The sequence below is a fragment of the Mesorhizobium sp. M1406 genome, from assembly GCF_040317555.1.
Lineage (GTDB): Bacteria > Pseudomonadota > Alphaproteobacteria > Rhizobiales > Rhizobiaceae > Mesorhizobium.
Genome location: NZ_JAMYKW010000067.1, coordinates 1 through 25,903 on the forward strand (window position 1 = coordinate 1; position 25,903 = coordinate 25,903).

Annotated in this window: 25 protein-coding genes; 14 read left to right on the top strand and 11 right to left on the bottom strand. The window is 64.3% G+C overall.

Annotated elements, in window-relative coordinates:
• Positions 1-225 precede the first annotated feature (225 nt).
• The 3 genes from hisG to hisS form a co-directional block, all read right to left on the bottom strand.
• Entirely contained in the window at positions 226-927 is a 702-nt protein-coding gene (gene hisG, locus NKH03_RS29840) for an ATP phosphoribosyltransferase (RefSeq protein WP_352972463.1), read from the bottom strand.
• Complete coding sequence (locus NKH03_RS29845; protein ID WP_352972465.1) at positions 924-2,045, bottom strand: ATP phosphoribosyltransferase regulatory subunit; 1,122 nt, start codon at positions 2,043-2,045, stop codon at positions 924-926. The genes hisG and NKH03_RS29845 overlap by 4 nt, the downstream gene beginning before the upstream one ends.
• A gap of 178 nt (positions 2,046-2,223) precedes the next feature.
• The gene (hisS, locus tag NKH03_RS29850) at positions 2,224-3,729 is read right to left on the bottom strand and encodes a histidine--tRNA ligase (RefSeq protein WP_352972468.1); all 1,506 of its coding nucleotides are present in this window, start codon (positions 3,727-3,729) and stop codon (positions 2,224-2,226) included.
• Between the two features lie 235 nt (positions 3,730-3,964).
• Between hisS and NKH03_RS29855 the strand changes: the two genes are divergently transcribed.
• The gene (locus NKH03_RS29855; protein WP_352871611.1) at positions 3,965-4,216 is read left to right on the top strand and encodes a hypothetical protein; all 252 of its coding nucleotides are present in this window, start codon (positions 3,965-3,967) and stop codon (positions 4,214-4,216) included.
• A gap of 3 nt (positions 4,217-4,219) precedes the next feature.
• Here NKH03_RS29855 and NKH03_RS29860 read toward each other — a convergent pair whose 3' ends face one another.
• Positions 4,220-4,858 (bottom strand): DNA-3-methyladenine glycosylase I, encoded by a 639-nt coding sequence (locus NKH03_RS29860; protein WP_352972469.1) that lies wholly within the window; start codon positions 4,856-4,858, stop codon positions 4,220-4,222.
• 212 nt (positions 4,859-5,070) lie between these two features.
• On the opposite strand from NKH03_RS29860, the gene NKH03_RS29865 reads away from it, so the two are divergent.
• Positions 5,071-5,811: a L,D-transpeptidase gene (locus NKH03_RS29865; RefSeq protein ID WP_352879504.1), complete on the top strand. Its 741-nt coding sequence runs from the start codon at positions 5,071-5,073 to the stop codon at positions 5,809-5,811.
• Between the two features lie 268 nt (positions 5,812-6,079).
• Positions 6,080-7,000, top strand: a complete 921-nt coding sequence (locus tag NKH03_RS29870) for a bifunctional 5,10-methylenetetrahydrofolate dehydrogenase/5,10-methenyltetrahydrofolate cyclohydrolase (RefSeq protein WP_352972470.1) — start codon at positions 6,080-6,082, stop codon at positions 6,998-7,000.
• A gap of 16 nt (positions 7,001-7,016) precedes the next feature.
• On the opposite strand, the gene glcF is transcribed toward NKH03_RS29870, so the two are convergent.
• From glcF to NKH03_RS29890, 4 genes are all read right to left on the bottom strand, one after another.
• Positions 7,017-8,342, bottom strand: coding sequence for a glycolate oxidase subunit GlcF (glcF, locus tag NKH03_RS29875; RefSeq protein WP_352972472.1), 1,326 nt, complete (start codon positions 8,340-8,342; stop codon positions 7,017-7,019).
• Positions 8,343-8,352: 10 nt separating this feature from the next.
• A complete protein-coding gene (locus tag NKH03_RS29880) occupies positions 8,353-9,558 on the bottom strand; it encodes an FAD-binding protein (RefSeq protein ID WP_352972474.1) in 1,206 nt (401 codons plus the stop codon).
• A gap of 64 nt (positions 9,559-9,622) precedes the next feature.
• The gene (locus NKH03_RS29885; protein ID WP_352972475.1) at positions 9,623-11,119 is read right to left on the bottom strand and encodes an FAD-linked oxidase C-terminal domain-containing protein; all 1,497 of its coding nucleotides are present in this window, start codon (positions 11,117-11,119) and stop codon (positions 9,623-9,625) included.
• A 274-nt stretch (positions 11,120-11,393) separates the two neighbouring features.
• Complete coding sequence (locus NKH03_RS29890; protein WP_352879514.1) at positions 11,394-12,716, bottom strand: DUF3422 family protein; 1,323 nt, start codon at positions 12,714-12,716, stop codon at positions 11,394-11,396.
• A 210-nt stretch (positions 12,717-12,926) separates the two neighbouring features.
• Between NKH03_RS29890 and NKH03_RS29895 the strand changes: the two genes are divergently transcribed.
• Genes NKH03_RS29895 through NKH03_RS29905 form a run of 3 tightly spaced genes read left to right on the top strand, consistent with a single transcriptional unit; the run spans position 12,927 to position 15,704 of the window.
• Positions 12,927-13,730 (top strand): FadR/GntR family transcriptional regulator, encoded by an 804-nt coding sequence (locus tag NKH03_RS29895; protein ID WP_352871622.1) that lies wholly within the window; start codon positions 12,927-12,929, stop codon positions 13,728-13,730.
• 19 nt (positions 13,731-13,749) lie between these two features.
• Positions 13,750-14,886, top strand: coding sequence for an alpha-hydroxy acid oxidase (locus tag NKH03_RS29900; RefSeq protein WP_352871623.1), 1,137 nt, complete (start codon positions 13,750-13,752; stop codon positions 14,884-14,886).
• Positions 14,887-14,924: 38 nt separating this feature from the next.
• Entirely contained in the window at positions 14,925-15,704 is a 780-nt protein-coding gene (locus tag NKH03_RS29905; RefSeq protein WP_352871625.1) for a metallophosphoesterase, read from the top strand.
• 57 nt (positions 15,705-15,761) lie between these two features.
• On the opposite strand, the gene NKH03_RS29910 is transcribed toward NKH03_RS29905, so the two are convergent.
• Positions 15,762-15,893, bottom strand: coding sequence for a hypothetical protein (locus tag NKH03_RS29910; RefSeq protein ID WP_352871709.1), 132 nt, complete (start codon positions 15,891-15,893; stop codon positions 15,762-15,764).
• Between the two features lie 293 nt (positions 15,894-16,186).
• Positions 16,187-16,885 carry a type 1 glutamine amidotransferase gene (locus tag NKH03_RS29915; RefSeq protein WP_352871627.1) on the bottom strand — a complete coding sequence of 233 codons (699 nt, stop codon included), beginning with the start codon at positions 16,883-16,885 and terminating at the stop codon, positions 16,187-16,189.
• An 88-nt stretch (positions 16,886-16,973) separates the two neighbouring features.
• Between NKH03_RS29915 and NKH03_RS29920 the strand changes: the two genes are divergently transcribed.
• From NKH03_RS29920 to NKH03_RS29940, 5 genes are all read left to right on the top strand, one after another.
• Positions 16,974-17,621: a hypothetical protein gene (locus NKH03_RS29920; protein ID WP_352972476.1), complete on the top strand. Its 648-nt coding sequence runs from the start codon at positions 16,974-16,976 to the stop codon at positions 17,619-17,621.
• A gap of 31 nt (positions 17,622-17,652) precedes the next feature.
• Positions 17,653-18,387 carry a 16S rRNA (uracil(1498)-N(3))-methyltransferase gene (locus NKH03_RS29925; protein WP_352972485.1) on the top strand — a complete coding sequence of 245 codons (735 nt, stop codon included), beginning with the start codon at positions 17,653-17,655 and terminating at the stop codon, positions 18,385-18,387.
• A 258-nt stretch (positions 18,388-18,645) separates the two neighbouring features.
• Positions 18,646-20,019 carry a glutamate--cysteine ligase gene (locus tag NKH03_RS29930; protein WP_352871631.1) on the top strand — a complete coding sequence of 458 codons (1,374 nt, stop codon included), beginning with the start codon at positions 18,646-18,648 and terminating at the stop codon, positions 20,017-20,019.
• 102 nt (positions 20,020-20,121) lie between these two features.
• A complete protein-coding gene (locus NKH03_RS29935; RefSeq protein ID WP_352972478.1) occupies positions 20,122-21,060 on the top strand; it encodes a DUF937 domain-containing protein in 939 nt (312 codons plus the stop codon).
• A 71-nt stretch (positions 21,061-21,131) separates the two neighbouring features.
• Positions 21,132-21,347 (top strand): type II toxin-antitoxin system HicB family antitoxin, encoded by a 216-nt coding sequence (locus tag NKH03_RS29940; protein ID WP_352972487.1) that lies wholly within the window; start codon positions 21,132-21,134, stop codon positions 21,345-21,347.
• A gap of 146 nt (positions 21,348-21,493) precedes the next feature.
• Here NKH03_RS29940 and NKH03_RS29945 read toward each other — a convergent pair whose 3' ends face one another.
• Positions 21,494-21,784 (bottom strand): DUF1127 domain-containing protein, encoded by a 291-nt coding sequence (locus tag NKH03_RS29945; RefSeq protein WP_352871633.1) that lies wholly within the window; start codon positions 21,782-21,784, stop codon positions 21,494-21,496.
• Between the two features lie 178 nt (positions 21,785-21,962).
• Between NKH03_RS29945 and NKH03_RS29950 the strand changes: the two genes are divergently transcribed.
• From NKH03_RS29950 to NKH03_RS29960, 3 genes are all read left to right on the top strand, one after another.
• On the top strand, positions 21,963-22,919 hold the full coding sequence (locus tag NKH03_RS29950) for a LysR substrate-binding domain-containing protein (protein WP_352972479.1): 957 nt from the start codon (positions 21,963-21,965) through the stop codon (positions 22,917-22,919).
• 82 nt (positions 22,920-23,001) lie between these two features.
• Complete coding sequence (xseA, locus tag NKH03_RS29955; RefSeq protein WP_352972481.1) at positions 23,002-24,633, top strand: exodeoxyribonuclease VII large subunit; 1,632 nt, start codon at positions 23,002-23,004, stop codon at positions 24,631-24,633.
• Between the two features lie 4 nt (positions 24,634-24,637).
• Positions 24,638-25,756: a DmpA family aminopeptidase gene (locus NKH03_RS29960; protein ID WP_352972483.1), complete on the top strand. Its 1,119-nt coding sequence runs from the start codon at positions 24,638-24,640 to the stop codon at positions 25,754-25,756.
• Positions 25,757-25,903: the final 147 nt, after the last annotated feature.

The following is a 25,903-nucleotide window of genomic DNA, read 5'->3' on the forward strand; positions in this document are numbered from 1 at the left end:
AGACGCTTCAACGCCATCACAGACGGCTTCGTTCTCGCCTCGCAAAATCAACCCGAAGCAAATGTGTGCGCACGCTAGCCCCTTGAGGGGAGGGTGCCGAGCGAAGCGAGGCGGGTGGGGTCATCTCAACTGCCTCGACCTCTATCTGGCTTTGACTGAAAAGATGGAGTGCGTCACCGCGGACCCCACCCGTCCATCCGCCTTCGGCGGCTGTCCACCCTCCCCTCAAGGGGGAGGGAGGGCGCTCATCTTCGCGGCAATGTCGCGCAGGATCGCTTCATCCGCCGCCGCCCGTGTCTTCTTCGACGCCACGAGACAGGCCTGCGAGCGCAACACGAGGCCGTCGCCCAGCACCTTGAGATGGTTGGCGCGCAGCGTCGAGCCAGTGGTGGTGATGTCGACGATGACATCGGCCAGCCCAGCGGCCGGCGCGCCTTCTGTGGCGCCGAGGCTCTCGACGATGCGATAGACCTGGATGCCGTGCTTTTGCGAAAAGAATTGCTGGGTCAGCCGCCAGTATTTGGTGGCGATGCGCAACCGCCTGCCGTGGCGCTGGCGGAAATCGGCGGCGACGTCATCAAGGTCGGCCATGGTGTCGACGTCGAGCCATATGTCCGGCACGGCAACCACGACATCGGCACTGCCAAAGCCGAGACGGGCGACGATTTCGGCGCGGGTCTCCCAATCGGCGAGGTTCTCACGCACCAGATCTTCGCCGGTGATGCCGAGATCGACCGTGCCCTGGCCGATCTCGCCCGCAATCTCGGACGCCGACAGGAAGACCACTTCGACATTGTCCAGGCCCTCGACGTGGGCGTGGTACTTGCGCTCGTCGCCGGGCAGGCTGACGGCGAGGCCGGCCTTGGCTAGCACGTCCAGCGCTTGCTCCTTGAGGCGGCCTTTCGACGGGATCGCCAGCGTGATCATGGCGCCATCTCCCGCAACGCCTCGATGCGGTCGAGCCAGACGGAAAAGCCGACGCCGGGGATCGGCGTCTTCGCGCCAAGCAAGGTCAGCAGCCGGTCATAGCGGCCGCCACCGACCAGCGGCCGGTCGCCATTGCCAGCCGCGATTTCGAAAACAAGGCCGGTGTAATAGTCGAGCGGACGGCCGAAGGCGGCATCGTAGCGGATCTTTCCAGCCGGCAGGCCGTGCGCCTCGATCGCCTTGGCACGGGCGGCGAACTTCTCCAGCGCGGTATCGAGCGAAAGCCCGGCACCGCTGGCGAAGGAGGCCAGCGCCTCGGCCGCGCCATCGAGCGGCACGTCGATCGCCAGAAAACCCTTCAGCGCCGCGAAGGCCTCGTTCGACAGCCGCACGCTGCGCAGTTCGGCCTTTTCGATCAGCCGCCGCGCGATGTCGGATGGCGGGCGTCCGGCGGATGCCGACAGCCCCGCCTTTTCCATGCCGCCGGCGATGTGGGCCGAAAGACCTTCTAGATCACCGTCGAGGACGAGGGCGGCGACCGGGCCGGAGAGCTGGCCGTTGCGCGGCGGGTTGGCGAGATCGGCGAGTGCCGCCTCAAGCATCGGTGCCGAGCCGAAAGCGCGGGCAAGGCGCATGCGCCAGCCGCGCGGCAAGCCAAGGGAGGCCAGCACAGCTTCGAAAATGGTCTGGTCGCCGAGCGTGATTGCCAGCGCCTGCCCAGGCAACACAAGCGACAGCAGCGCATACGCGTCGGCCAGCGAGCGGGCATCGGCTTCCGCCGTGTCGCTGTCGCCGAGATCCTCGATACCGGCCTGGAAGAACTCGTTGCCGCCCTCGCGACGCTGGCGAAAGACCTCGCCGAGATAGGAATAGCGGCGCGGCGTGCCGGCCTGCGAACTTATGTGGTCGAGACAGACCGGAATGGTGAATTCCGGCCGCAGGCACAATGTCTGCCCCGTCTCGCTTTCGGTCAGAAAGATACGGCGGCGCAGATCCTCGCCGGCCATGTCGAGGAAAGGATCGGCCGGCTGCAGCACGGCAACCTCGACCGCATAGGTGTTGCGGGTGGCGAAGAGGTTGGTGATGTCGGCCGCGATGGCGGGGTAGCGGGAGGTCATCGATCGGATGGGCGCGAGGCACCCCCCTCTGGCCTGCCGGCCATCTCCCCCGCAAGGAGGGAGATCGGCAGCTTGAGGCTCAGCGCCGCTCCTTCAACGCTGGAGATTGGCGAAAGCCCACGTGACATCCACTCTCCCCCCTTGCGGGGGAGATGGCCGGCAGGCCAGAGGGGGGTGTTCAAGCGCCACCTTTCGCGCGGTCAGCGGCCTGCACCGCCAGGATCTTCCTCACTTCCGCGACCAGTTCGACCTCGGCAACCGTCACTTGCGCCGGGCGCGCGGCGCGCCATTCGGCGTTGTCGGTGATTTCGGCCGACATGCGCGCGCCTTCGATCAGATCCTTGATCTGCAGCTCGCCCTTGGCGCGCTCGTCGCCGCCCTGGATGATTGCGACCGGGCAGTTGCGGCGGTCGGCATATTTGAGCTGCGCCTTCATGCCGGCGCCGCCGAGATACATTTCCGAGCGGATGCCGGCGGCACGCAGCTCCGAAACCATCTTCTGGTAGCGGCCGAGGCTGTCGATATCCTTGTCCATCACCAGCACGACGACCGGCGCGATCACGTCCGAGGCGTCGAGCTTGCCGAGGTTCTTCAGCGCGGTCATCAGCCTGGAGACGCCGATGGAAAAACCGGTTGCCGGCACCGGCTCGCCGCGAAAGCGCGAGACCAGGCCATCATAACGGCCGCCGCCACCGACCGAGCCGAAGCGCACGATCTGGCCGTCCTCGTTGGGGATTTCGGCCAGCAGTTCCGCTTCGAAGACCGGGCCGGTGTAGTATTCGAGGCCGCGCACGACCGAACGGTCCATGGCAATACGGTCTTCGCCGTATCCCGCCGCCCTGACCAAGGCTTCAATCGTCGCGAGTTCGCCGACACCTTCCTGGTAAACTGCGTTCGAACTGACCATGGCATCCTGGCCAGCCTGTGTATTCCTCGCCGTCGCGAGAAGGACTGCCTCGGTCTGCCCGTTGTTCAACCCGGCGCCCTTGGCGAAGTCGCCTTCACCTTCCTTGCCGCCATCCCAGCGCCCCGGGCCAAGCAGAAGCCTCACGCCTTCCGGCCCGAGCTTGTCCAGCTTGTCGATCGCCCGCAGCACCGTCAGCCGGCGGCCGGCATTCTCGTCGCCGCCAAGGCCGATCGCTTCCAGAACGCCGTCCAGCACCTTGCGGTTGTTGACGCGGATGACGTAGTCGCCGCGCTTGATGCCGAGCGCTTCCATCACGTCGGCCATCATCATGGCCATCTCGGCGTCGGCGGCCACGCCCGGTGTGCCGATCGTGTCGGCATCGAACTGCATGAACTGGCGGAAGCGACCGGGGCCGGGCTTCTCGTTGCGGAACACCCAGCCGGAGCGATAGCTGCGATAGGGTTTGGGCAGGCGCTCATAATTCTCGGCGACAAAGCGCGCCGTCGGCGCGGTCAGGTCATAGCGCAGCGACAACCATTGGTCGTCGTCATCCTGGAAGGAGAACACGCCTTCGTTGGGCCGGTCCTGGTCGGGCAGGAATTTTCCAAGCGCATCGGTGTATTCGATCAGCGGCTGGTCGGCCGGTTCAAAACCATAAAGCTCATAGACCGAGCGGATCGTCGCCATCATCTTCTCGACGGCGCGGATGTCCTCTGCGCTGCGGTCGGCAAAACCGCGCGGCAGGCGCGCTTTCGTCTTTTCCGATTTGTCGGCCATGGAATGAGTCTTTTTGCTAAGTAATCGATGACATATCGCGAATGGGCGTGTCCTAACCGAAGCTGCTTGGTGCGGCAAGGGCGCGCGCTCTTCCTTCTCCCCTTGTGGGAGAAGGGAAAAGGCGCCGCCCCCTGAAACAAAACCGCACCGAGAATGAAACAATCCCGCCATGCGCGCGGCATCGTGCCGACACAATCGCAACAGATAAACGCGCCGAATTGAGGGGTTCGCGGCCATGACCAGCATAGCAAGATTCCATGCCATCGACAGCGATGCCGAACTGCCCGCACGCCTGCGCCCGGCCGACAGCCATGCTCCGAAAATGGTCAGTCAGGCTGCCGGCCCGTTCGAAGTCCCGGCCGATACCGGCAAGGGACCATCCATGCGCGACGCGTTGATGACCGGCCTGCTGGTGATCTATCCGACAGTGGCCACGGTGGTGGCGATCGTCGCCGGCCTGGTGCTGGCCAGCGCCAACGGCACCTGAGCCCTACTTCGGCCGCTTGAAAGCCTTCCGCTCTTTCTCGACCTCCTTGCGGCAGACGCAGCCCTCGAGATGGTCGTTGACCAGACCCATCGCCTGCATGAAGGCGTAGACCGTGGTCGGGCCGACGAAGCTCCAGCCGCGCTTCTTCAACTCCTTCGAAATCCGCACCGAGACCGCCGTGGTCGGGTTGGCGCGCAGATGCGCGAGATCGACGATCACGGGCCGTTCATCCTTGCCGGGCTCGAACTTCCAGAACCAGGCGGCCAGCGAGCCGAACTCATCCACCATTTCGCGGGCGCGCTTGGCGTTGTTGATGGTCGAGACGATCTTGCCGCGATGGCGGATGATGCCGGCATTGCCGAGCAGGCGCTCGACGTCCTTGTCGGTGAAGGCGGCGACCTTGTCGAATTCGAAATTGGCGAAGGCCTCGCGAAAATTCTCCCGCTTGCGCAGGATTGTCAGCCACGACAGACCCGACTGGAAACCTTCGAGGCAGATCTTTTCGAACAGTCTGCGGTCATCGGCGACAGGCCGTCCCCACTCATGGTCGTGGTAGTGCAGATAGTCGGGCAGATTGCCGTGCCAGAAGCAGCGCGCGACGCCGTCGGGGCCTGCGAGCAGGCCGGTGTTTTCCTTGTCCATAGCCCAAAATCCGTTCGTTAATGCGCTCTTGCGCTGCATTTACCGCGGCTTTACCAGATTCCTGAACCCGGCGGTAACCACACCAAAAGGTTTACTGACACTTGCGCATTTTACGCATTCCGATTCATGTTTCGGTTGCTGCTTCCACGCCAATGATCGCCGAACCGGGAGGACGGTTCCACCCGTTTATCAGACGATCAAGGTGCGTTCCGATGAAGACAATTCTGTTTCCCATGCTCGGCGCCGTGGCTGTGTTTGCCGCCGGCGTCACGCCCTCAACCGCTGGCGACCGCTATGCCGACAGGCCGCCGGTGATGGTGAGCCCCGACCTTTCAGCACCTTGGGTGCTGCAGCTTGGCCAGGCGCCCGGCATCGTGCGACAGAACCGCCAGATCGTGCAGCAGCAGTTGCGGCTGCGCGCTACGCAACAGCCCGACCGGGTACAGACGGCAGCGGTGCAGCCACCCGCGAAACGTGTGGCCATTCGCCCGCAGATCAACCCGATCTTCCTGCCGCAGGAGGTCGACTTTGACGGCCCGCAGAAGCCGGGCACAATCGTCATCGATACCACGCAGAATTTCCTCTTCCTGATCGAGAAGAACGGCAAGGCGCGGCGCTACGGCGTCGGCACCGGCAAGCCGGGCTTCGAATGGTCGGGCACGCACAAGATCACCAACAAGCGCGAGTGGCCGGACTGGCGCCCGCCGGCGCAAATGATCAAGCGCGAAGCCGCCAAGGGCCGCTACCTGCCGACCTATCTGGCCGGCGGCATGGAGAACCCGCTCGGCGCCCGCGCGCTCTATCTCGGCACGACCGAGTACCGCATCCACGGCACCAACCAACCGTGGACGATCGGCGGCGCGGTGTCGTCGGGTTGCATCCGCATGCGCAACGAGGACGTCGTCGACCTCTATGAACGGGTCAATGTCGGAACCACGGTCGAGGTGATATGATAGTTCTTGCGAATCACTTGGCCGGCAAAGCAACCAGCTTTTCGAGGCCAGTCCGGAGATAACGGGGGACGGGCCGTATGGGGATGCGGCCAGTCAGAAAGGGCAGTGCGGGAAACCGTGCTGCCCTTTCCGTTTTGACCACGGCCTGAGGCGCAACGAAACACTGTTTCCTGGCGCGTCGCGCAAAAACCATGGTGGTTCGCTTTCGCGCTGCCCTTGCCGATGTTCTTTTGCTATGTGGGCGGCAACCAGACAAAAGAGTCGACCCATGTCCCTGTCAGACGACATCCGCTATCTCAAGGGCGGCCCGGTTGCCCAGCGCATCATCGCCGCTGTGCGCGAAGACGCGGCGATCGCCAAAGCCGAGGGTTTTCCGCCCAAGCTGATCTCGATCACCGTCGGCGATACCGATGCGGTGGACGTCTATGTGCGCAACCAGCGCGCCAAGGCACAATTGGCCGGCATCGATTTCGATGAAAGGCGCTTTCCCGCCACCATCACGTCAGGCGAGCTGGAAGCGGCAATCCACGGCCTCAATGCCGATCCGCGCGTCACCGGCATCATCATCCAGCGGCCGGTGCCGGCGCACATCCCGATCAGGACGCTGCAGGCGGCGGTGCATCCGCTGAAGGATGTCGAAGGCATGCATCCGGCTTCGATCGGCAACATCGTCTACAACCAGCTCGACCTCGCCCCCTGCACGGCGGCCGCCTCGGTCGAATTGCTGAAGGAAACCGGCCTCGACCTCAAGGGGTTGGAAGTCGTTATCGTCGGCCACTCGGAAATCGTCGGCAAACCGATCGCCTTCCTGTTGATGAGCGAGGGCGCGACGGTGACGGTATGCCACCACATGACGCGATCGGTCGCCGCCCATGCAAGGCGCGCCGACGCGCTGTTCGTCGCCGTCGGCAAGCCGCGGCTGATCAAGGCCGACATGGTCAAGCCGGGCGCCGCCGTCATCGACATCGGCATCAATTCGGAGATCTGCCCCGACGGCTCCAGCCGCATTGTCGGCGATGTCGACACCGAAAGCGTGCGCGAGGTCGCCTCCTGGATCACCCCGGTGCCGGGCGGCGTCGGCCCGATCACGGTCGCCATCCTGCTGCGCAACACGATGGTGGCGCTCAGCCGCCAGCGCGCGCTCTATGAGGCGACCTACGGCACCGCCGACAGGCTCGCGGCGGAATAGCGCCGGGACGGGTGCCCTATTCCGCGGCGATCAGGCTCTCTTCCACAACACCTTCCGGCTTCGGCCCGCCATACGCCCAGTCGAGCAGCTTGATCGTGTGCACGACCGGCAGCTTCGCGGCGGAAGCGATCTGGGTGATGCAGCCGATATTGCCGGTGGCGACGATCGAGGCCCCCGTCGCCTCGATGTTTTTCACCTTGCGGTCGCGCAGCTTTGCCGAAATCTCGGATTGCAGGATGTTGTAGGTGCCCGCCGAACCGCAGCACAAATGCCCCTCGCGCGGCTCGCGCACGATGAAGCCGGCCTTGGCCAGCAGCTCCTTCGGCTGGCGGGTGATCTTCTGGCCGTGCTGCATCGAGCAGGCCGAGTGATAGGCGACGACGGTGCCCGGCTTGCGCACCGGTTCGGGCAGGTCGAGACCGGCCAGATATTCGGTGATGTCCTTGGCCAGCGCCGAGACGCGCGCGGCCTTGTCGGCATAGGCCGGATCGAGCCGCAGCATGAAGCCATAGTCCTTGATCGTGGTGCCACAGCCGGACGCGGTGATGACGATGGCGTCGAGACCGCCTTGCTCGATGGTGCGCGTCCAGGCGTCGACGTTTTGTCTGGCCGACGCAAGGGCGGCTTGCTCCCGCCCCATATGATGCACCAGCGCGCCGCAGCAGCCCTCGCCCTGCGGCACCACGACCTCGATGCCTAACCGGGTCAGCAGCGAAATCGTCGTGTCGTTGATGGCGGGATCGAGCACCGATTGCGCGCAGCCGGTGAGGATGGCGACGCGGCCCTTTTGGGTCCCCTGCCCGGCATGGGTGCCTGGTGAAGCGCTTCGCGAAGCCATCGGGATTGAGGCCGGGGCGAGCTTGAGCATCGCGCCGAGCGGCTTCAGTGCCGGAACTTTTTCGAAGACGCCGATGAACGGCTTCCCGAGCTTCGCCAGCTTGAGCGCAGTGCGAAAACGCTTGGGATGGGGCAGCACGAAGGCCAGCATGGCGCGGGTCAGGCGGTCGAGCAGCGGCCGTTTGTAGGTCTCCTGGATATGGGCGCGGGCATGGTCGACCAGATGCATGTAGTTGACGCCCGACGGACAGGTGGTCATGCAGGCGAGGCAGGACAGGCAGCGGTCGATGTGGGTGACGATCTCCTTGTCGGCGGGACGGCCATTTTCCAGCATGTCCTTGATCAGGTAGATACGCCCGCGCGGTGAATCGAGCTCGTTGCCGAGGGTCACATAGGTCGGACACGTCGCGGTGCAGAAGCCGCAATGCACGCATTTGCGCAGGATCTTTTCCGATTCCGAGATATGCGGATCGGCAAGCTGGGCAAGCGAAAAATTGGTCTGCATCGCGTTGGTCCTAAGCCATGCGGCCGGGATTGAGGATGTTCTTCGGGTCGAATTCCTGCTTCAGCCGGTGGCTGAGTGCCGCGAGCGCCGGTGCCTGCGGCTCGAACACCGGCAAGGCGGCGCGATGGGAAGGTGCCGCGCGCACCAGCGTCGCATGGCCGCCGCCGTGTTTCCGCAACAGCCCGCGCAGCAGAGCGGCTTCCGGATCGCCCTCTTCCATGCGCAGCCAAAGCAGGCCGCCCTGCCAGTCATAGAAGGCGCTGACGGCGGCCTGCATGCGCAAGGCCAGCACCATCCGGTGGCCCGCTCCCGGCGTCATCGACACGCGCCACACCGGTTTCTCGCTGCTGTCGACGAAGGGCCTGCAATCGCGCACATCACGCCAGATCAGCCGTGAAATTTCTCCGGAAATCTCCTCCAGCGGCCCGGCATTGCCGAGCAGCGTTTTCAGTGCGGCGATGCGGTAGGCGACCGACGGGCCAAAACCCTCGACACGCAGCAGCGTGGCGGCCTCGTTGCCGAGACTGCCACTGGCCACACGTGCGGCGATGCGCTCCGGCAGATGGGCGGCACTCGATACTTCAGCACTCGAACCGAGCGACATGGCCATGGCCGCGGCGGCTGCGTCGTCGAGCAGACCACGGATGGCGAGCGTGATTTCGGTCTCGGCGGCCGGCAGCACCTTGAAGATGACGTCGGTGAACGCCGCCAGCGTGCCCCAACTGTTGGCCATCAGCTTGGACATGTCATAGCCGGTGACGTTCTTGACCACGCGGCCGCCCGACTTGAAGGCCTCGCCACGGCCGGACACCACATTGATGCCCAGAATATGATCGCGCGCCGCGCCCGCCTTCAGCCGGCGCGGGCCGGAGAGGTTTGCGGCGAGCACACCGCCGATCGTGCCTTTGCCAGCTTCGCCCCCGAGCAGCGGACCGTAGTCCATCGGCTCGAAGGCGAGCTGCTGGCCGTTTTCCGCCAGCAGCTTCTCGATGTCGGCCAGCGATGTGCCCGCCTTGGCCGACAGCACCAATTCGGCTGGTTCGTAGAGCGTGACGCCGACAAGCTGAGACAGGTCGAGCGTGTGTTCGGTTTGCAGTGGCCGGCCGATGCCGCGCTTGGACCCATGGCCGAGGATTTCGAGCGGCGTCTCTTCCGCCACGGCCCAGGCGACGGCGGACAGGACCTCGGCTGACGTGGTTGGGGTAAAGGTGGTCATGAGGAGAACGCGCCAGTCGCGAGTGCCGAAGTGCTGCGATCCTTGGCAAGCGCCGACATGTCCCTCAAAACCTCGGAATGTCCGGGAACGGCAGCTTGCCGCCGGAGATGTGCATGCGGCCGAGTTCGGCGCAGCGGCGGAGCTGCGGGAAGACTTTGCCGGGGTTGAGCAGATGGTTGGGATCGAAGGCGCATTTGACGCGCATCTGCTGGTCGAGGTCGATCTGGGTGAACATTTCCGGCATCAGGTCGCGTTTTTCCACGCCCACCCCGTGTTCGCCTGTCAAGACGCCGCCGACCTTGACGCAGAGCCGCAATATGTCGGCGCCGAAGCTTTCCGCCTTGTCGAGTTCGCCCGGCACGTTGGCATCGTAGAGGATCAGCGGATGCAGATTGCCGTCGCCGGCGTGAAAGACATTGGCGACGCCGAGACCGTATTTCTCCGAAAGCTCGCGCATGCCGGCGAGCACACGTGGCAGCTCCTTGCGCGGGATGGTGCCGTCCATACAGTAATAGTCGGGCGAAATGCGGCCGACCGCCGGGAAAGCCGCCTTGCGGCCGGCCCAGAAGCTCAACCGCTCCTGCTCGGACCGCGAGATGCGGCAGGTGGTCGAGCCGTTCTTGTAGGCGATGGCTTCGACGAGACCGATCAGATGATCGACCTCGACGCCCGGTCCGTCGAGCTCGACGATCAGCAGCGCCTCGACATCGAGGGGATAGCCGGCATGGACGAAATCTTCCGCCGCGTGGATCGCCGGCCGGTCCATCATTTCCATGCCGCCCGGAATGATGCCGGCACCGATGATGTCGGCGACGCATTGGCCGCCCTGCTCGCTGGTCGGGAAGCCGATCAGCAGTGCACGCGCCGTCTCAGGCTTCTTCAGGATGCGCACGGTGACCTCGGTGACGACGCCGAGCAGCCCCTCCGAACCGGTCATGACGCCAAGCAGGTCATAGCCTTCCGCATCGAGGTGACTTCCGCCCAGCCGCACCACCTCGCCGCTCATCAGCACCATCTCGATGCCCAGCACATTGTTGGCGGTGAGGCCGTATTTCAGGCAGTGCACGCCGCCGGAATTCTCGGCGACGTTGCCGCCGATCGAGCAGGCGATCTGGGAGGATGGATCGGGGGCGTAGTAAAAGCCCTCCTGCTCGACGGCGGTGGTGATGCCGAGATTGGTGACGCCCGGCTGGGCGACGACGACGCGATTGGGAAAATCGATCGCGAGGATGCGGTTGAAGCGGCTCATGACCAGCAGCACCGCGTCCTCAAGCGGCAGCGCGCCGCCCGACAACGAGGTGCCGGAGCCGCGCGGCACGACGCGGATGTTGCGCTCGTTGCAATATTTCAGCACGCGCGAAACCTGCGCCACCGTTTGCGGCAAAACGACAACCAGCGGCAGTTGCCGGTAGGCGGTCAGGCCATCGCTCTCGAAGGCTCGCATGGAATTGGCGGCGTCGACGACACCCTCGCCCGGCACGATGATGCGCATGTCGGCGACGATCTCGTCGCGCCGGCGCATCGTCGCGTCGTCTGGTTTCGGCATGGCCAGGCCGGACATCAACAGCCTCGTTTCGCTTGACTGGTCAAAATCTTTTACCAGTGAAGCGCGCTGGTTGCAAATCCTGCCTTGGCGGAGAATCCAGTCTCAAGGTCGAGACGGGGTTCCGCAGCGGCAATCTGCCGCTGTCTTACCCTCCCCCTTGTGGGGAGGGTCGCGAACGAAGTGAGCGGGGTGGGGGTCAGCGCGGCGCTTTACGAGGACCCCGTCTCACGATCTTCGCTTCGCTGCGATCATGAGCCGACCCTCCCCACGAGGGGAGGGTGAGGCAGTCCTACTCGCCAGCCAGCTTGCCGGGTTCGGAGTGCATCCGGCGCACACGGCGCACGCCCCACCAGACCAGCAGGATGGCGACCGGCACCGAGGCGGCGGTGATGACCTCCGGAGCGAAGGCATGGCCGAAGATCGAGGCGCCCTTGGCGACATAACCGATGAGGCCGACCACATAATAGGAGACGGCGGCGACCGACAGGCCTTCGACGGTCTGCTGCAGGCGCAGCTGCAGGCGGGCGCGGTTGTTCATCGAGGCGAGCAGGTCGCGGTTCTGCTTCTCGACCTCGACATCGACCCATGTGCGCAGCAGCGTCGTGGCGCGGGTCAGCTTGCGCGACAGATTGGCTTGCCGCTCCTCGACCGAGCGGCACGTGCGCATGGCAGGTGCGACGCGGCGCTGCAGGAAGCCGCCCCAGGTGTCGTAGCCGGGCACGGCTTCTTCCTCGAGCGCCTCCAGCCGCTCGCCGACGATGCCGTCATAGGCGCGGCTGGCGCCAAAGCGGTAGAGGCTCGACGCCGCGTCCGCTTCCAGTTCCGCGGCGAGTTCGGTGAGATCGGCCAGCAAGGTCTGGCTGTCGCGAGTCTGAGCGACCTTCATCTCCAGCGTGGTCTGCGCCAGCCGGTCCTCGATGCGGCGGGCGCGGCCGGACAGGTTCAGCGCCAGCGGCAGGCCGAGCATGGCCAATGTGCGATAGGTTTCGATGTCGATCAGCCGTTGCGACAGCGCGCCGGTGCGCGCCGGGGTCAGGCCGCGATCGAGCACCAGCATGCGCGTCATGCCGTCACCGTCCTGGCGAAAGTCGGTGACGATGGCTGCGTTGCCGCGCTCGACCAGCGAGTAGCACAGGCTGGTCGGATCGAAGCCGGCGATCAGTCTTTCGCTGACCTGCGTCCATTTGCGGATTTCGAGCCTGATGCCCGAGATGACGGTTCCGGGCGGCGAAAACCCGTTGCCGAATGGCGAATCTTCCTGTGCCCTGCCGCTTTCGGAGAGCGGCCCTTCCCACAGATAGGTCGAGAATTCGGTGTGCCGTTCCCAGCGCAGCGAACCCTTGCCCCACTTCATGGCGTGGTGGCGGGCCTGCCGGTCGGGCGCGGCGATGCCGAGGCGTCGTGACAGTTCGGAAAGCACGGCATGATCAACGCCGGAGCCACCCTCGGTCATGAAGGCGAGTTGCACCAGCACGCGCGGCTTTTCGATCAGCGGATGCGGCCGGGCATGGACCTCGCCGAGCGCACCGGGTCGGCCCTCATGCGCGGGAAACCCCATGACGCTGCCCTTGGCGCGCGGCTGGAACTCGAGATTGGACGGGTCGTCTGACACGGCTTGTCCCCCGGGTTTCTCTGAACCCTCTTGCACTCGCGTCCCTCTAGAGCCAATAGCCTGATGACGCAAACAGCAAAGTTTAGACGAAGACAATATGGCGTCGGGCGGCAAAATCGACACGCTTCGACCAATTGGATAAATAATTTGACCAGTTGGCGGCGCAGGCTTTATCCTGCGCGACACCGGTTCACCTTCCAGGCATTTGAATTGAACGACATTTTTTCCAGGATCGAGCATTCGCGCACCGCCGACGAGGTGGTGCAGCAGATCGAGAGCCTCATCCTTGAAGGCGTGCTGCGCACCGGCGACCGGTTGCCGGGCGAGCGCGAGCTCGCACGTCAGTTCGACGTGTCGCGGCCGATCCTGCGCGACGCACTGAAAGCGCTGGAGGGGCGCGGCCTTTTGACGACAAGGCCCGGCGGCGGCACGCATGTCGCCGATGTCATCGGCCAGCTGTTCACCAAGCCGGTGACGGACCTGATCTCGATGCACCGCAAGGCTGTGACCGACTATCTGGAATACCGCCGTGAGATCGAAGGGGTGGCGGCCGAATACGCGGCGCGGCGCGCCACTCCAGACGACATGGCGCTGCTCGACAGGATCATGGCACGCATGGACGATGCGCACCGGACCGGCGATTTCGACGACGAGGCTGAAATCGACGTCGAGTTCCACCATGCGATCTGCGAATGCGCGCACAACATCATCCTTTTGCACACGCTGCGCTCCTGCTACCGGCTGTTGTCGGAAGGCGTGTTCCAGAACCGGCTCCTGGTGTTCAGCGTGCCCGGCGCGCGCGAGGCGCTGCTTGCGCAGCACCGGGCGATCCATGCGGCGGTGAAGGCCGGCGATCCGGCCGCTGCCCGGCAAGCGGCGATGGACCACATCACCTATGTCGAACGGTCGATGGCAGAGGCCGAGCGCAGCGGCGACTGGCAGCGCGTCTCGCGGCTGAGGCTGAAGCAGCGTGTCGACGCCACCGATGCCGAACCCGCACGCAAACGCTCCTAACCATCGAAACGGGAAGCCTATGAGCCAAATCCTGACCATCGCCGACCTCAAGGACCTCGCGCGCCGGCGCGTGCCGAAGATGTTCTTCGACTATGCCGATTCCGGTTCGTGGACCGAAAGCACGTATCGGGCCAACGAAGAGGACTTCCAGAAGATCAAGTTCCGCCAACGCGTGCTCGTCGACATGGACAACCGCTCGCTGGCTTCGACCATGATCGGCGAGAAGGTGTCGATGCCGGTTGCATTGGCGCCAACCGGCATGACAGGCATGCAGCACGCCAATGGCGAGATGCTGGCGGCGCAGGCGGCGGAGGAATTCGGCGTGCCGTTCACCCTGTCGACGATGAGCATCTGCTCGATCGAAGACGTTGCCTCTGTGACAACCAAGCCGTTCTGGTTTCAGCTCTATGTGTTGCGCGACAAGGATTTCGTGCTCAACCTAATCGACAGGGCCAAGGCGGCGAAATGCTCGGCGCTGATGCTGACGCTCGACCTGCAGATCCTCGGCCAGCGCCACAAGGACATCCGCAACGGCCTTTCGGCGCCGCCCAAGCTGACGCTGACGAACATCGTCGACATGGCCATCCGCCCGCGCTGGTGCGCCGCCATGGCCGGCACAAAGCGGCGGACCTTCCGCAATATTGTCGGCCACGCCAAAGGCGTCGGCAACATGGCCTCGCTGGCATCGTGGACGACGGAGCAGTTCGATCCGCATCTGTCGTGGAAGGACGTCGCCTGGATCAAGGAACGCTGGGGCGGCAAGCTGATCCTCAAAGGCATTCTCGACAAGGAAGACGCGCTTATGGCGGCCAAGACCGGCGCCGACGCGATCATCATTTCCAACCATGGCGGGCGCCAGCTCGATGGCGCGTCATCGTCGATCGGCGTGCTGGAAGAGATCGCCGATGCGGTCGGTGACACGATCGAGGTGCATATGGATGGCGGCATCCGCTCCGGCCAGGATGTGCTGAAGGCGCTCTGCCTCGGCGCCAAGGGCACCTATATCGGCCGGCCATTTCTTTACGGCCTGGGTGCGCTCGGCAAGGAAGGAGTTACCAAGGCATTGGAAATCATCCGCAAGGAGATGGACATCACGCTGGCGCTGTGCGGAAAGCGTCTGGTCACCGACATGGGCAAGGACCAGCTCCGGCGCTAGAGTTCCGTGACAGCCCTGACCACGGAGACGACGAGACCTTGGCGGAACCCGGTATCCATTTTCTCGACGCGCAGGGGCCGGACGGCGTGCGTCTTTACGCGATCGGCGACGTGCATGGCCGGCCCGACCTGCTGGCCGCCATGCATCAACGCATCAAGGCCGAGATCGAGCAGGACGCGCCCGCCGACTGGCGCGTCATCCATCTTGGCGACTATGTCGACCGCGGACCGGATTCAAAGGGCGTCATCGACTTCCTGATCGAAGCGCGCGAGCGCGACCCGCGTCATCTGATGCTGGCCGGCAACCACGACATCGGCTTTCTCGATTTTCTCAAGACCCCCGACCCGGAAGGGCTTTTCATCCGCTTTGGCGGTATCCAGACCGCGCAGTCCTACGGCGTGGCGATCAGCGAAGGCGCCAGCGCGTGGTTCGGCAAGGCCGAGACCGCCGTGCGCAAAGGACATCAGGCCTTGGTCGAGGCCGTGCCGCGGGGTCACATCGATTTCCTGCGCTCGCTGCCGTTTTCGGTGACGCTGGGCGATTTCTTCTTCTGTCATGCCGGCATCAGGCCGGGCATTCCCCTGGATAGGCAAAACCCGCAGGATCTGATCTGGATCCGCGACGTCTTCCACAATCACACCGGCCTCTATCCGAAGATCGTGGTGCATGGCCACACGCCGGTACCGGAAGCTGAAGTGATGGCCAACCGCGTCAATGTCGACACGCTTGCCTGGCAATCAGGCATGCTGACCGCGCTCGTCGTCGACGGCTCGGACAAACGCATCCTGACAATGACGATCAAGGGACCTGGTCAATAAAGGCAGCTTGAGCGCTGCGCGTCCGAGGACGCTCCGGCTCGCGGCGCGGCCCCGGCTTTAGCGCAGCGAGGCGGTGACGCCGTAACCGTCGACGGCATTGTGGTTGTTGGCCGCGTCGGCGGCGTAGATACCCAGTCCGCAAAGCACGATGGCGGACAACATGGCAAAGGACAGAAGCGTTGCTTTCACGGAGGTCATCTCTTGTTGAGCTTTGTGCATCTGTGCACGAGGCGGTTACCAATGCGTTGAAACGGAGAATTCGCTTCAAAATTTCGACGATTTCGCGCTTCTAGGCATGTTCTGTATCAACGGTGTGTCGCGCGGGTCACACAAAAGGTTCATCGCGGTTGCACAGGAGATGCGGAGCGCGCGCCTTCTAGGATGGCGGACGGACACAAGCCAAGGATGAAACCGGTTTTCCCCAACGGTTTCGCCGCCGCGTGCCAATTATGTCACGCGGCAAGGCGCCAAGGCGCGGACGCTCAGATCGTCGCCACCCAGGCGCGGGCAATGGCAAGGCCGGCGGCATCCGCGTCAGGCCCGTTGCGGGCCATTTCGCCATCGAGCTTGCCGGCCCAGTCGGGATGGCGCGCGGCGATGATCGGGGCAAAGGACATGCTCCAGTCCTTGACCATCGGCCGGTCGGCCTCGAAATGGAATTGGAAGCCGTAGACCGCGCGGCCGACGCGAAACGCCTGGTTTTCGGCGACATCGTTGCCAGCGAGCCGCACGGCGTTCTCGGGCAGCACGAAGGTGTCGTCGTGCCACTGGAAGATCGGGAAGTTTTCCGGCAGCGCGCCCAGCACAGCATCGGCCTTGGCGTCCGCCGTCAGCGACACGCCGCGCCAGCCGAACTCGTTGGCGCCGCCGATACGGTTCTCGCCACCGAACGCACGGGCGACGAGCTGGCTGCCGAGGCAAATGCCGAGCACGGCGCGATCCTTGCCGGCGAAATCGCGGGTCAGTTCGAGCAGTGCCGGGAAATAGGGGTACTCATCGTCGGCCAGTGCATTCTGGCCACCGCCGAGCACCACCATGGCATCATGCCCGGCCGCATCGTCCGGCAGGAGATCGCCCTTGTAAGGGTAGCGGACATCGAGATCGGCGCCCGCCTCCGCGAGAGCGGCGCCGACTTGGCCAAGGCCGGTATTGTCGTAGTTCTGGACCACCAGCACCCGCATGAAAAACCCCTGCTGACAGGAAAAAGATGCAACGAGCGATATCATGCCGTCCGCATTGCAGCCAAGATGCGCGTTCGGAGAGAAAGATATGCCACTGCAAAACCGGGTCGATCCGTTCGGCGCCATCCACGCCGTGCCCGAGCGTGGACTGTTCACCGGCAATCGCGGCATCATCCACGATCCCGAGACGAAGACGCTGTTGAAGAAGCGCTGGGCGCTTCAAGCCTGGATTATCTGCGTCTGCCAATTCCGCGATGTGCGGCGCGAGCCGATGGGCCGCAACCGGGAGGGCGGTAAAGCGGGTTGGACCGAGCTTTTCTTCCTCGACGAGGTGACGGCACTGGCGGCCGGGCATCGCCCCTGTTTCTTTTGCCAGCGCGAACGGGCCAAGGATTTCGTCGGTCGCTTCGGCGAAGCTTTCGGCATTGCCGAGCCGCGCGCGCCGCAAGTCGACAAGCGGCTGCACAAGGAGCGGCTGGCGTCGGGCGGCAGGCTGGCGATGTTGGCCTTTGAAGAGCTTGCCGGCCTGTCGGACGGCGCCATGGTCGCGGATGGCGGCAACGCTTATGCCTTGCGCGGCGGCAAGGTACTGCGCTGGTCTTTTGCCGGATACGGCCCGCCCGCCGATTTCGACCTGCTCGAAGGCAAGACACTCTCGCTGCTGACACCGGCCACGACGCTCGCCGTGCTGCGGCATGGCTTTCGACCCGTTTGGCATCCGTCCGTCGAGACTTGACGCCGGCGGCAGGCTCGCTCATTCCTCGGCGATGCGCGCCAATTACAAGATGCAACGTCTGTTCGTGCCCGACGATCTGCGGCCAGACATCGAGTTCGATGCCGGTCAGCAGCAGAGCCACTATCTCCTGCATGTGCTGCGGCTCGGCGAAGGCGCCGAAATCCTGGTGTTCAACGGCCGCGACGGCGAGTGGTCGGCGGCTATCGCTGCCAAATCAAAAAGGGCGGTGCGGCTGAAGGTGCTGGCGCTACAACGGCCGCAGCCGCCGTTGCCCGACCTCATCTACTGCTTCGCGCCGCTGAAGCAGGGCCGGCTCGACTATCTCGTGCAGAAGACGGTCGAGATGGGTGTCGGCATCCTGCAGCCGGTCATCACTCAGCACACGCAAGTGACCAAGCCTTCGATCGATCGCCTGCGCGCCAATGTCGTCGAAGCCGCCGAACAATGCGGCATCCTGGCGGTGCCTCAAGTGCTCGAAGCGGAAAAATTCGAGCGTTTGCTGACCGGTTGGGACAAGGAACGGCGGCTGATCTTCTGTGACGAGGACGCCTCGACCAACAATCCGCTGTCCGCGCTGCGGGCGGTGAAGGAAAACAAGCTTGGGCTGCTGGTCGGGCCTGAGGGCGGCTTTTCCGACGACGAGCGCAAGATGCTGCGCGCGCTTCCCTTCGTCACCGCCATTCCACTCGGCCCGCGCATCCTGCGCGCCGATACGGCGGCGGTGGCGGCGCTCGCGGTGATCCAGGCAACAATCGGAGACTGGTGAGCGACCCCTTCCCTTCTCCCCCTTGTGGGAGAAGGAAGAACCGTCGCCGCCGTTCAATTCCCGTTCACCTGTGGCTCAGGATTTTTCGCTTGCTCGTCTGCTGACATTTCGTCCATTTAGCGCCGGCGATCGTCCGATCGTCCTACAGCGCCGCGCGTCCTTTCGGACACGCAAAGGACGCTGTAGCATTTCATTGGGTTCATGGCTCTTTCCGAAAATCAAAGCAGATTTTCGGGGTCATGTGCTAAGGGCTTACAAATGGCGCGCGATACTACCGATTTCCGCCCGATCGAAGGTGTCGACGAACTCGTCGAGCATCTGGCCGAAGGCAACAAGCCGCGCGACAAGTGGCGTATCGGCACCGAACACGAGAAATTCCCCTTCTACGTCGACGGCAACGCGCCCGTCCCCTATGGCGGTGAACGCGGCATCCGCGCCATCCTCGAAGGCATGCAATCAAAGCTCGGCTGGGATCCGATCATCGATGACGGCCGCATCATCGGTCTGGTCGAACCGACCGGCCAAGGGGCGATTTCGCTGGAACCCGGCGGCCAGTTCGAGCTTTCCGGGGCACCGCTGGAGACCATCCATCAGACCTGCCGCGAGGGCAATGCGCATCTGGCGCAGGTGCGCGAGATCGCCGAGCCGATGGGCATCCGCTTCCTTGGCCTCGGCGGCAGCCCGAAATGGTCGCTGGCCGAGACGCCGAAAATGCCGAAGTCGCGCTACGAGATCATGACGCGCTACATGCCCAAGGTCGGCACCAAGGGCCTCGACATGATGTACCGCACCTGCACGATCCAGGTGAATCTCGACTTCGAGAGCGAGGCCGACATGCGCCGCAAGATGCAGGTGTCGCTGAAGCTGCAGCCGCTGTCGACGGCATTGTTCGCCAATTCGCCGTTCACCGAAAGTCACCCGAACGGCTTGCAGAGCTGGCGCGGCGACATCTGGCGCGACACCGACAACCAGCGCTCGGGCCTGCTCGAATTCTGCTTTTCGCCCGATTTCGGTTTCGCCGACTATGTCGAATGGGCGCTCGACGTGCCGATGTATTTCGTCATCCGCGACGGCCGCTATCACGACATGACGCACATCACCTTCCGCCAGTTCATGGCCGGGGCCGCGCGCAATGAAGTTCCCGACGGGCTGCCGACAATGGGCGACTGGGCAAACCATCTGTCGACGTTGTTCCCGGACGTGCGGCTGAAGCGCTTCCTCGAGATGCGCGGCGCCGACGGCGGGCCATGGCGGCGCATCTGCGCGCTGCCAGCCTTCTGGGTGGGGCTGCTCTACGATGAGGCAGCGCTCGACGCCGCCGAGGCGCTGACCTCGAGCTGGACGTATGAAGAAACGCTGGCGATGCGCAATGCCGTGCCGGAACAAGGCATTTCCGCGCCCTTCCGCAACACCACGCTGCGCGAAATCGCGCGCGACGTGCTGGTCATTTCGCGCATGGGCCTGAAGAACCGCGGCAAGAAGAACCGCGACGGCTATGACGAGACATCCTTCCTCAACACGCTCGACGAGGTCGTCGCGCGCGGCACCACCAGCGCCGAGGAGATGCTGTCGGCCTACCACACCCGCTGGGGCGGCTCGATCGAGCCGGTGTTCATGGAATATGCCTATTAACCCCTCGGATTTGACGCAGCCGATCGATCGGCAAAAGTCGCTTCAATCGGAAGTGGAAACGAACTAGGCTTCTTCGGCGAGGATTTCCGGAGGAGACGCCCGATGCCTACCTTGTTCGATATGCTGACGCAGGCGCAGAACGGCAACGGCATGCAGGCCCTTGCCCAACAATACGGGCTCTCGATGCAGCAGACGCAGGCGGCGGTCGCCGCACTGCTGCCGGCCTTTTCGCAGGGGCTGCAGCGAAACACCGCCGATCCCTATGGGCTCGGCGCCTTCATGACCGCGATGGCCAGCGGCCAGCACGCCAAGTATTTCGAAGACGCAACCCGGGCCTTCTCGCCGCAGGGCGTCGATGAGGGCAACGGCATTCTCGGGCACCTGTTCGGCTCGAAGGATCTGTCGCGCGCCGTGGCCAGCCAGGCGGCGCAAGCGAGCGGTGTCAACCAGCAGATCCTGCAGCAGATGCTGCCGGCGATCGCCTCGATGCTCATGGGCGGGCTGTTCAAGCAGACGACAAATCAGATGCAAGCCGCCGGCGGCTTTGGCGGTGGCGGCAACAATCCGCTCGGCGAGATCATCGAGCAGATGATGCGGCAAGGTGGCGGCATGCAGGCCCCGGCACCGCAGCCGCGCCAGGCGCCGCAGCCCCAGAACCCGATGGACAACCCGCTCGGCAAGGTTTTGCAGGACATGTTCGGCGGCGGGGCGCCACAGCCGCAAAGCCAGCCGCAGCCTCAGCAGACGCAAAGCCCTTATGGCGATAATCCGCTCGGCAAAATCTTCGAGGAGATGCTGCGGCAAGGCGGCGGTGGCGGCTTCGGCATCCCGGGCGGCCAGCCGGCGCCGCAACAGCCTCAAGCGCCCCCGCAGCAGCGACAGGCATCTCAGCCACAGGCCAATCCGAGCGGTCGGCCGAGGAATCCCTTCGACGACCTGTTCGGCAAGATGTTCGAAACCGGCGCACAGCAGCGTGACGACTACCAGAAAAGCGTGGAAACGATCTTCGACCAGTTCAAGCGGGACATGGACCAGCGGTAGTCGAAATCAGTGGGTGAGAGACTGGAGCAGATGAAAGCTCGTGGCATTGATCGACGAGGCAAAGAGACATGATGGACAGACTTGAATATCCGGTCGTCATTGCGCCACTTTCTGCAGAGGACGGAGGGGGGTTTTCGGCTTTGGTGCCTGATCTGCCAGGCTGCGTGAGTGACGGCGACACCCCTGAAGAGGCCATCGCGAATGTCCAGGACGCCATAGCATCTTGGATAGAGGCTGCGCATGAGCTCGGCAGGTCGAGGCCATCGCGAAAGCTGGCATTCGCCTGACTGCCAAAAGAAAAGCCCGGTCCTGGGAGGACCGGGCAGAGTGCAGGCGGGCCGGCGGGGATCCGGCAGGGAGTCGGGGCCTGCATACTTCTCAGTCGCGTCGAACCTCGAAAAGGTTCACGGCAACCTAAACGACAAGCGACAGATCAAGCCACCTTGCGGGCAATGTCCTCGATCGTCTCGATGCGATCGCTGGCAATTTCGCGCAACATCGCCGTCGGGTCGCGGCCGAAAGGCACGTCGATGGCGACATGCAGGTCGGCGCGCGTCAGGCCGATATCGGCGAGTTCGGCATCCGACATCTCGCCAAGGCGGTAGAAGGCGCGGCGGTTTTTCCAGGCGCGGTAGACGTTGGAAATGGTGTTTGCCACGCGCGTCGCAACGGCCGGACGCGAGGTGATGCGCGAGGTCTCGGTGGCGAAATCAAACGTGGTCATTGTCGGTCTCCTTCAGACTCGAACGAGCAAGGCCAGACAATCGGCGCTGGCGACAGCGGCCGTTCCGGTCCCAATTCACATTCTTTCATGTGGACAATGCGAATTTGCCATGATGCGATTGATTAATCCAACGAATGTTTCTAATCCTAGGCATCAACACTAGTGATGGATCATATCGATGAAATCGCCGCTCGATCTGGATCAATTGCAAACTTTCATCTCGATCGCCGACACCGGCAGCTTCACCAGAGCCGCCGAAGAGGTGCACCGGACCCAGTCGGCGGTGTCGATGCAGATGCGCCGGCTGGAGGAGCGGATCGGCAAGCCGCTGTTCGAAAAGGACGGGCGCACCAACAGGCTGACCGAGGAAGGCGACAAGCTGCTCTCCTACGCGCGCCGGCTGCTCTATCTCAACCGCGAGACGCTGGCGGCTTTCGACGACCGGCGGCTGGAAGGCACGATCCGCATCGGCACGCCCGATGATTATGCCGACCGTTTCCTGCCGGAAATCATGGCGCGGTTCACGCGCTCCAATCCGCGCGTCGAACTGACCGTCATCTGCGAGCCGACGCCGGGGCTGGTCGAGCATATCAAACGCGGCAATCTCGACCTGGCGCTGGTGACGCACAACGACGTACGCGGCCAGTCGGAGGTGGTGCGGCGCGAACCGCTGCTGTGGGTCACCTCGGCCAACCATGCGACGCACGAGCAGCAGACGCTGCCGATGGCCTTTGGCCGGCCGAACTGCATCTGGCGGCGCGCCGCCGTCGAGGTGCTCGACCAGCAGAACCGCGACTATCGCATCCTGTTCACCAGCTTCTCGGCCACCGTCATCACCGCCGCTGTGCTTTCGGGCCTGGCGATCTCGGTGCTGCCGGAATGCGCGCTGCGGCCGGGCATGCGGGTGCTGGGTGAAGCCGATGGCTTCGGTCCCCTGCCCGATTGCCGTATCGGCATCATGCGCGGCCAGACGTCGCGGCCCGAGATCGTCGATGCGCTCGCCCGCCATATTTCGGAGAGCCTGGACAATATTTCCGTGCCGCTCAGCGAAGACACCGGGACATTCGATTTCGCAGCGCTCGCCTTCAGCAAGCTGCGGCGAACCAAGCCAAACCAGATCCTGCCCGGTTGGTAGGCGGGTCAGGCATGCGGGTTATGAACGCCTGGCCTGGCGCGGCCACCTTGACGCGGGCGCCCAACCGTTCCCCAATCGGCCGATGAGCGACGCACCATCCGAATCACGCACCAACGCCGCCGAATACACGGTGAGCGAGATTTCCGGCGCGCTGAAGCGCACGGTCGAGGACGTCTTCGGCAATGTGCGGGTGCGCGGCGAAATCTCGGGCTATCGCGGGCCGCATTCCTCAGGTCATGCCTATTTCGCGCTGAAGGACGACCGTGCCCGGCTCGACGCCGTGGTGTGGAAGGGCACGATGAGCCGGCTGAAGTTCCGCCCCGAAGAGGGGATGGAAGTGATCGCCACCGGCAAGCTCACCACCTATCCCGGCAAATCCAACTATCAGATCGTCATCGACAATCTGGAGCCGGCCGGCGCCGGCGCCCTGATGGCGCTGCTGGAAGAGCGCAAACGGCGGCTACAGGCCGAGGGGCTGTTCGATACCGGCCGCAAGCGGTTGCTGCCATTCATGCCGCGCGTCATCGGCGTCGTCACCTCGCCGACAGGATCCGTCATCCGCGACATCATCCACCGCATCAAGGACCGGTTTCCGCTGCATATCCTGGTCTGGCCGGTGCGCGTGCAGGGCGAGACGTCTGGCGCGGAAGTGACCGCCGCGGTCAACGGCTTCAACACGCTGGCCCAGGATGGCGCCATCCAGCGCCCCGATCTGCTGATCGTGGCACGCGGCGGCGGCAGCCTCGAAGACCTCTGGGGCTTTAACGACGAGGCGCTCGCCCGTGCCGTTGCCGCCTCCGCGATTCCGGTGATTTCGGCCGTAGGCCACGAGACCGACTGGACGCTGATCGATCTCGTCGCGGATGTGCGGGCACCGACCCCGACCGGTGCGGCCGAGATTGCAGTGCCGGTGAAGGCGGACCTTGAAGCCACGCTTGCCAGCCTCGGCGCGCGGCTCAAGGCGGCGGTCCTGCGCAATTTCGAACGCAAGCGGCAGGCCGCCCGTGCGGCCGCCCGTGCTCTCCCCTCGCCCGATCAATTGCTAGCGCTGCCGCGGCGACGCCTCGATGATGCGACATCTAGGCTCGGCCGCGGCCTGATGGTCTCCACCGAACGAAAGCGGGCACGGTTCTTCGCTGTGAAGCTGACGCCGGCGATGCTGTCCCAGCGGATTGCCGAGGCGCGGCGCACCAACGAGCGCAATCTTTTGCGGGCACAAGGGGCGCTACGTGCGTTGGCAAGAGCCCGACGTGCGGAATTAAATCGTGCGGCGGACCAGTTGCCAAAATGCGCCAGAGCATCGCTGCAGCGGCACAGGCAGCAGCTGGCTTTGCTGCAGGGCCGCATCACGATCGAGCCCACAGCGCGGCGGCAACGCGTGCAGAGGGATTTCCTGACAGCATTAACCAGACGCGGCACGCAAGCCGTGGTGCTCAGGCTGGAGCGTTTGCGCGGCCGCGTTGTCCAAGCCGACAGGCTGATGGCGACGCTGTCGCACAAGGCGGTGCTGGCACGCGGCTTCGCTTTGGTGAAGGACTCCGACGGAGCGGTGATCAAGCAGGCGTCGGAGGTGGCGTCGGGAATGGCGCTTTCGCTTGAGTTCGCGGACGGCACCGCCGATGCGATTGCAACCAGCGGCACGGCAAAACCGAAGGCGGTGGGCAAACCAGCAGCCAGGACCAAAGAGCCCGGCAACCAGGGATCGCTGTTCTGAGACCATGACCGACAATCCGGACCATCTGGCAACGCCTTCCGGCAAGCCGCGCGCGCGAAGTTTCGGCATCGGCTTCGACGGGCGGCCCGGACCGTTCAACGCGATCACCGATGTGCCCGGCGTGGCGGTCGGTTACGCGACGCTGATTTCCGGCGACGGCGCGCTCGTCGTCGGCCAGGGTCCGGTGCGCACCGGAGTGACCGCGATCCTGCCCAGGCCGTGCGCCGACCTTGCCACGCCGGTCTTCGCCGGCATCTTCAGCCAGAACGGCAATGGCGAACTGACCGGCTCGCACATCGTCGAGGAAACCGGCGCTTTCAACTTTCCGATCACCATCACCAACACGCATTCCTGCGGTGTCTCACGCGACGGCACGCTGCGCTGGATGCAAAGCGTGCTGCCGGCGGCGCTCGACAGCGCCTGGGGCCTGCCGGTGGCGGCGGAGACCTATGACGGCTTCCTCAACGACATCAACGGCCACCATTTGACTTTTGAGCACGTCGCCCAAGCCCTCGACGGTGCGACCAGCGGACCGATCGAGGAAGGCAGCGTCGGCGGCGGCGCCGGCATGATCACCTTCGGCTTCAAGGCAGGTTCAGGGACCGCGTCGCGCGTCGTCGAATGGCAAGGCCATGCCTACACCGTCGGCGCCTTCGTGCAGTCGAATTTCGGCAAGCGACACAATTTTACCATTCGTGGCCTGTGTGCCGGCCCGGAACTCGTCGAACCGACGATCCGCGAAGGTGCGCCGCGCGCCGAAAAGGGCTCGATCATCGCCGTCATCGCCACCGATGCGCCGTTCCTGCCGCACCAGATGAAGCGGCTGGCACGCCGGGTGCCGCTCGGCGTCGCCATGACCGGCGGCTTTGGCTATCACAGCTCCGGCGACATCTTTCTCGCCTTCTCGACCGCTAATCCCGCGGCGGCTCTGGCGCCGTCAGGCAGCATCGCCAGTGCCGACTTCATCCCCGACACAGACATCGATCCGTTTTTCGACGCGGTGATCCAGGCCGTGGAGGAAGCGATCCTCAACGCGCTGGTCGCCAATGACGACATGAGCGGACGCGACGGCAATTTCGTGCCGGCGCTGCCGAAGGCCTGGCTGAAAGAAAAATTTGGCTGAAAGCGATCGTTGAAACGAAAACGCGGGCCAAACAAAGCCCGCGTGTTTCAGATGGGGATCGCCCCCTAGTACCTGTGCACAGAGGATTCGACGGGTTGGATGGGTTGTAGCCGGGGCAGGCTATCGGGTTTGACGAGCAGTTCGATG

Excerpts from the sequence above, each read along its gene's own strand:
- hisG (WP_352972463.1), bottom strand. The coding sequence starts at position 927 with ATGATCACGCTGGCGATCCCGTCGAAAGGCCGCCTCAAGGAGCAAGCG.
- NKH03_RS29845 (WP_352972465.1), bottom strand. The coding sequence starts at position 2,045 with ATGACCTCCCGCTACCCCGCCATCGCGGCCGACATCACCAACCTCTTC.
- hisS (WP_352972468.1), bottom strand. The coding sequence starts at position 3,729 with ATGGCCGACAAATCGGAAAAGACGAAAGCGCGCCTGCCGCGCGGTTTT.
- NKH03_RS29855 (WP_352871611.1), top strand. The coding sequence starts at position 3,965 with ATGACCAGCATAGCAAGATTCCATGCCATCGACAGCGATGCCGAACTG.
- NKH03_RS29860 (WP_352972469.1), bottom strand. The coding sequence starts at position 4,858 with ATGGACAAGGAAAACACCGGCCTGCTCGCAGGCCCCGACGGCGTCGCG.
- NKH03_RS29865 (WP_352879504.1), top strand. The coding sequence starts at position 5,071 with ATGAAGACAATTCTGTTTCCCATGCTCGGCGCCGTGGCTGTGTTTGCC.
- NKH03_RS29870 (WP_352972470.1), top strand. The coding sequence starts at position 6,080 with ATGTCCCTGTCAGACGACATCCGCTATCTCAAGGGCGGCCCGGTTGCC.
- glcF (WP_352972472.1), bottom strand. The coding sequence starts at position 8,342 with ATGCAGACCAATTTTTCGCTTGCCCAGCTTGCCGATCCGCATATCTCG.
- NKH03_RS29880 (WP_352972474.1), bottom strand. The coding sequence starts at position 9,558 with ATGACCACCTTTACCCCAACCACGTCAGCCGAGGTCCTGTCCGCCGTC.
- NKH03_RS29885 (WP_352972475.1), bottom strand. The coding sequence starts at position 11,119 with ATGTCCGGCCTGGCCATGCCGAAACCAGACGACGCGACGATGCGCCGG.
- NKH03_RS29900 (WP_352871623.1), top strand. The coding sequence starts at position 13,750 with ATGAGCCAAATCCTGACCATCGCCGACCTCAAGGACCTCGCGCGCCGG.
- NKH03_RS29915 (WP_352871627.1), bottom strand. The coding sequence starts at position 16,885 with ATGCGGGTGCTGGTGGTCCAGAACTACGACAATACCGGCCTTGGCCAA.
- NKH03_RS29920 (WP_352972476.1), top strand. The coding sequence starts at position 16,974 with ATGCCACTGCAAAACCGGGTCGATCCGTTCGGCGCCATCCACGCCGTG.
- NKH03_RS29925 (WP_352972485.1), top strand. The coding sequence starts at position 17,653 with ATGCGCGCCAATTACAAGATGCAACGTCTGTTCGTGCCCGACGATCTG.
- NKH03_RS29930 (WP_352871631.1), top strand. The coding sequence starts at position 18,646 with ATGGCGCGCGATACTACCGATTTCCGCCCGATCGAAGGTGTCGACGAA.
- NKH03_RS29935 (WP_352972478.1), top strand. The coding sequence starts at position 20,122 with ATGCCTACCTTGTTCGATATGCTGACGCAGGCGCAGAACGGCAACGGC.
- NKH03_RS29940 (WP_352972487.1), top strand. The coding sequence starts at position 21,132 with ATGGACAGACTTGAATATCCGGTCGTCATTGCGCCACTTTCTGCAGAG.
- NKH03_RS29945 (WP_352871633.1), bottom strand. The coding sequence starts at position 21,784 with ATGACCACGTTTGATTTCGCCACCGAGACCTCGCGCATCACCTCGCGT.
- NKH03_RS29950 (WP_352972479.1), top strand. The coding sequence starts at position 21,963 with ATGAAATCGCCGCTCGATCTGGATCAATTGCAAACTTTCATCTCGATC.
- xseA (WP_352972481.1), top strand. The coding sequence starts at position 23,002 with ATGAGCGACGCACCATCCGAATCACGCACCAACGCCGCCGAATACACG.
- NKH03_RS29960 (WP_352972483.1), top strand. The coding sequence starts at position 24,638 with ATGACCGACAATCCGGACCATCTGGCAACGCCTTCCGGCAAGCCGCGC.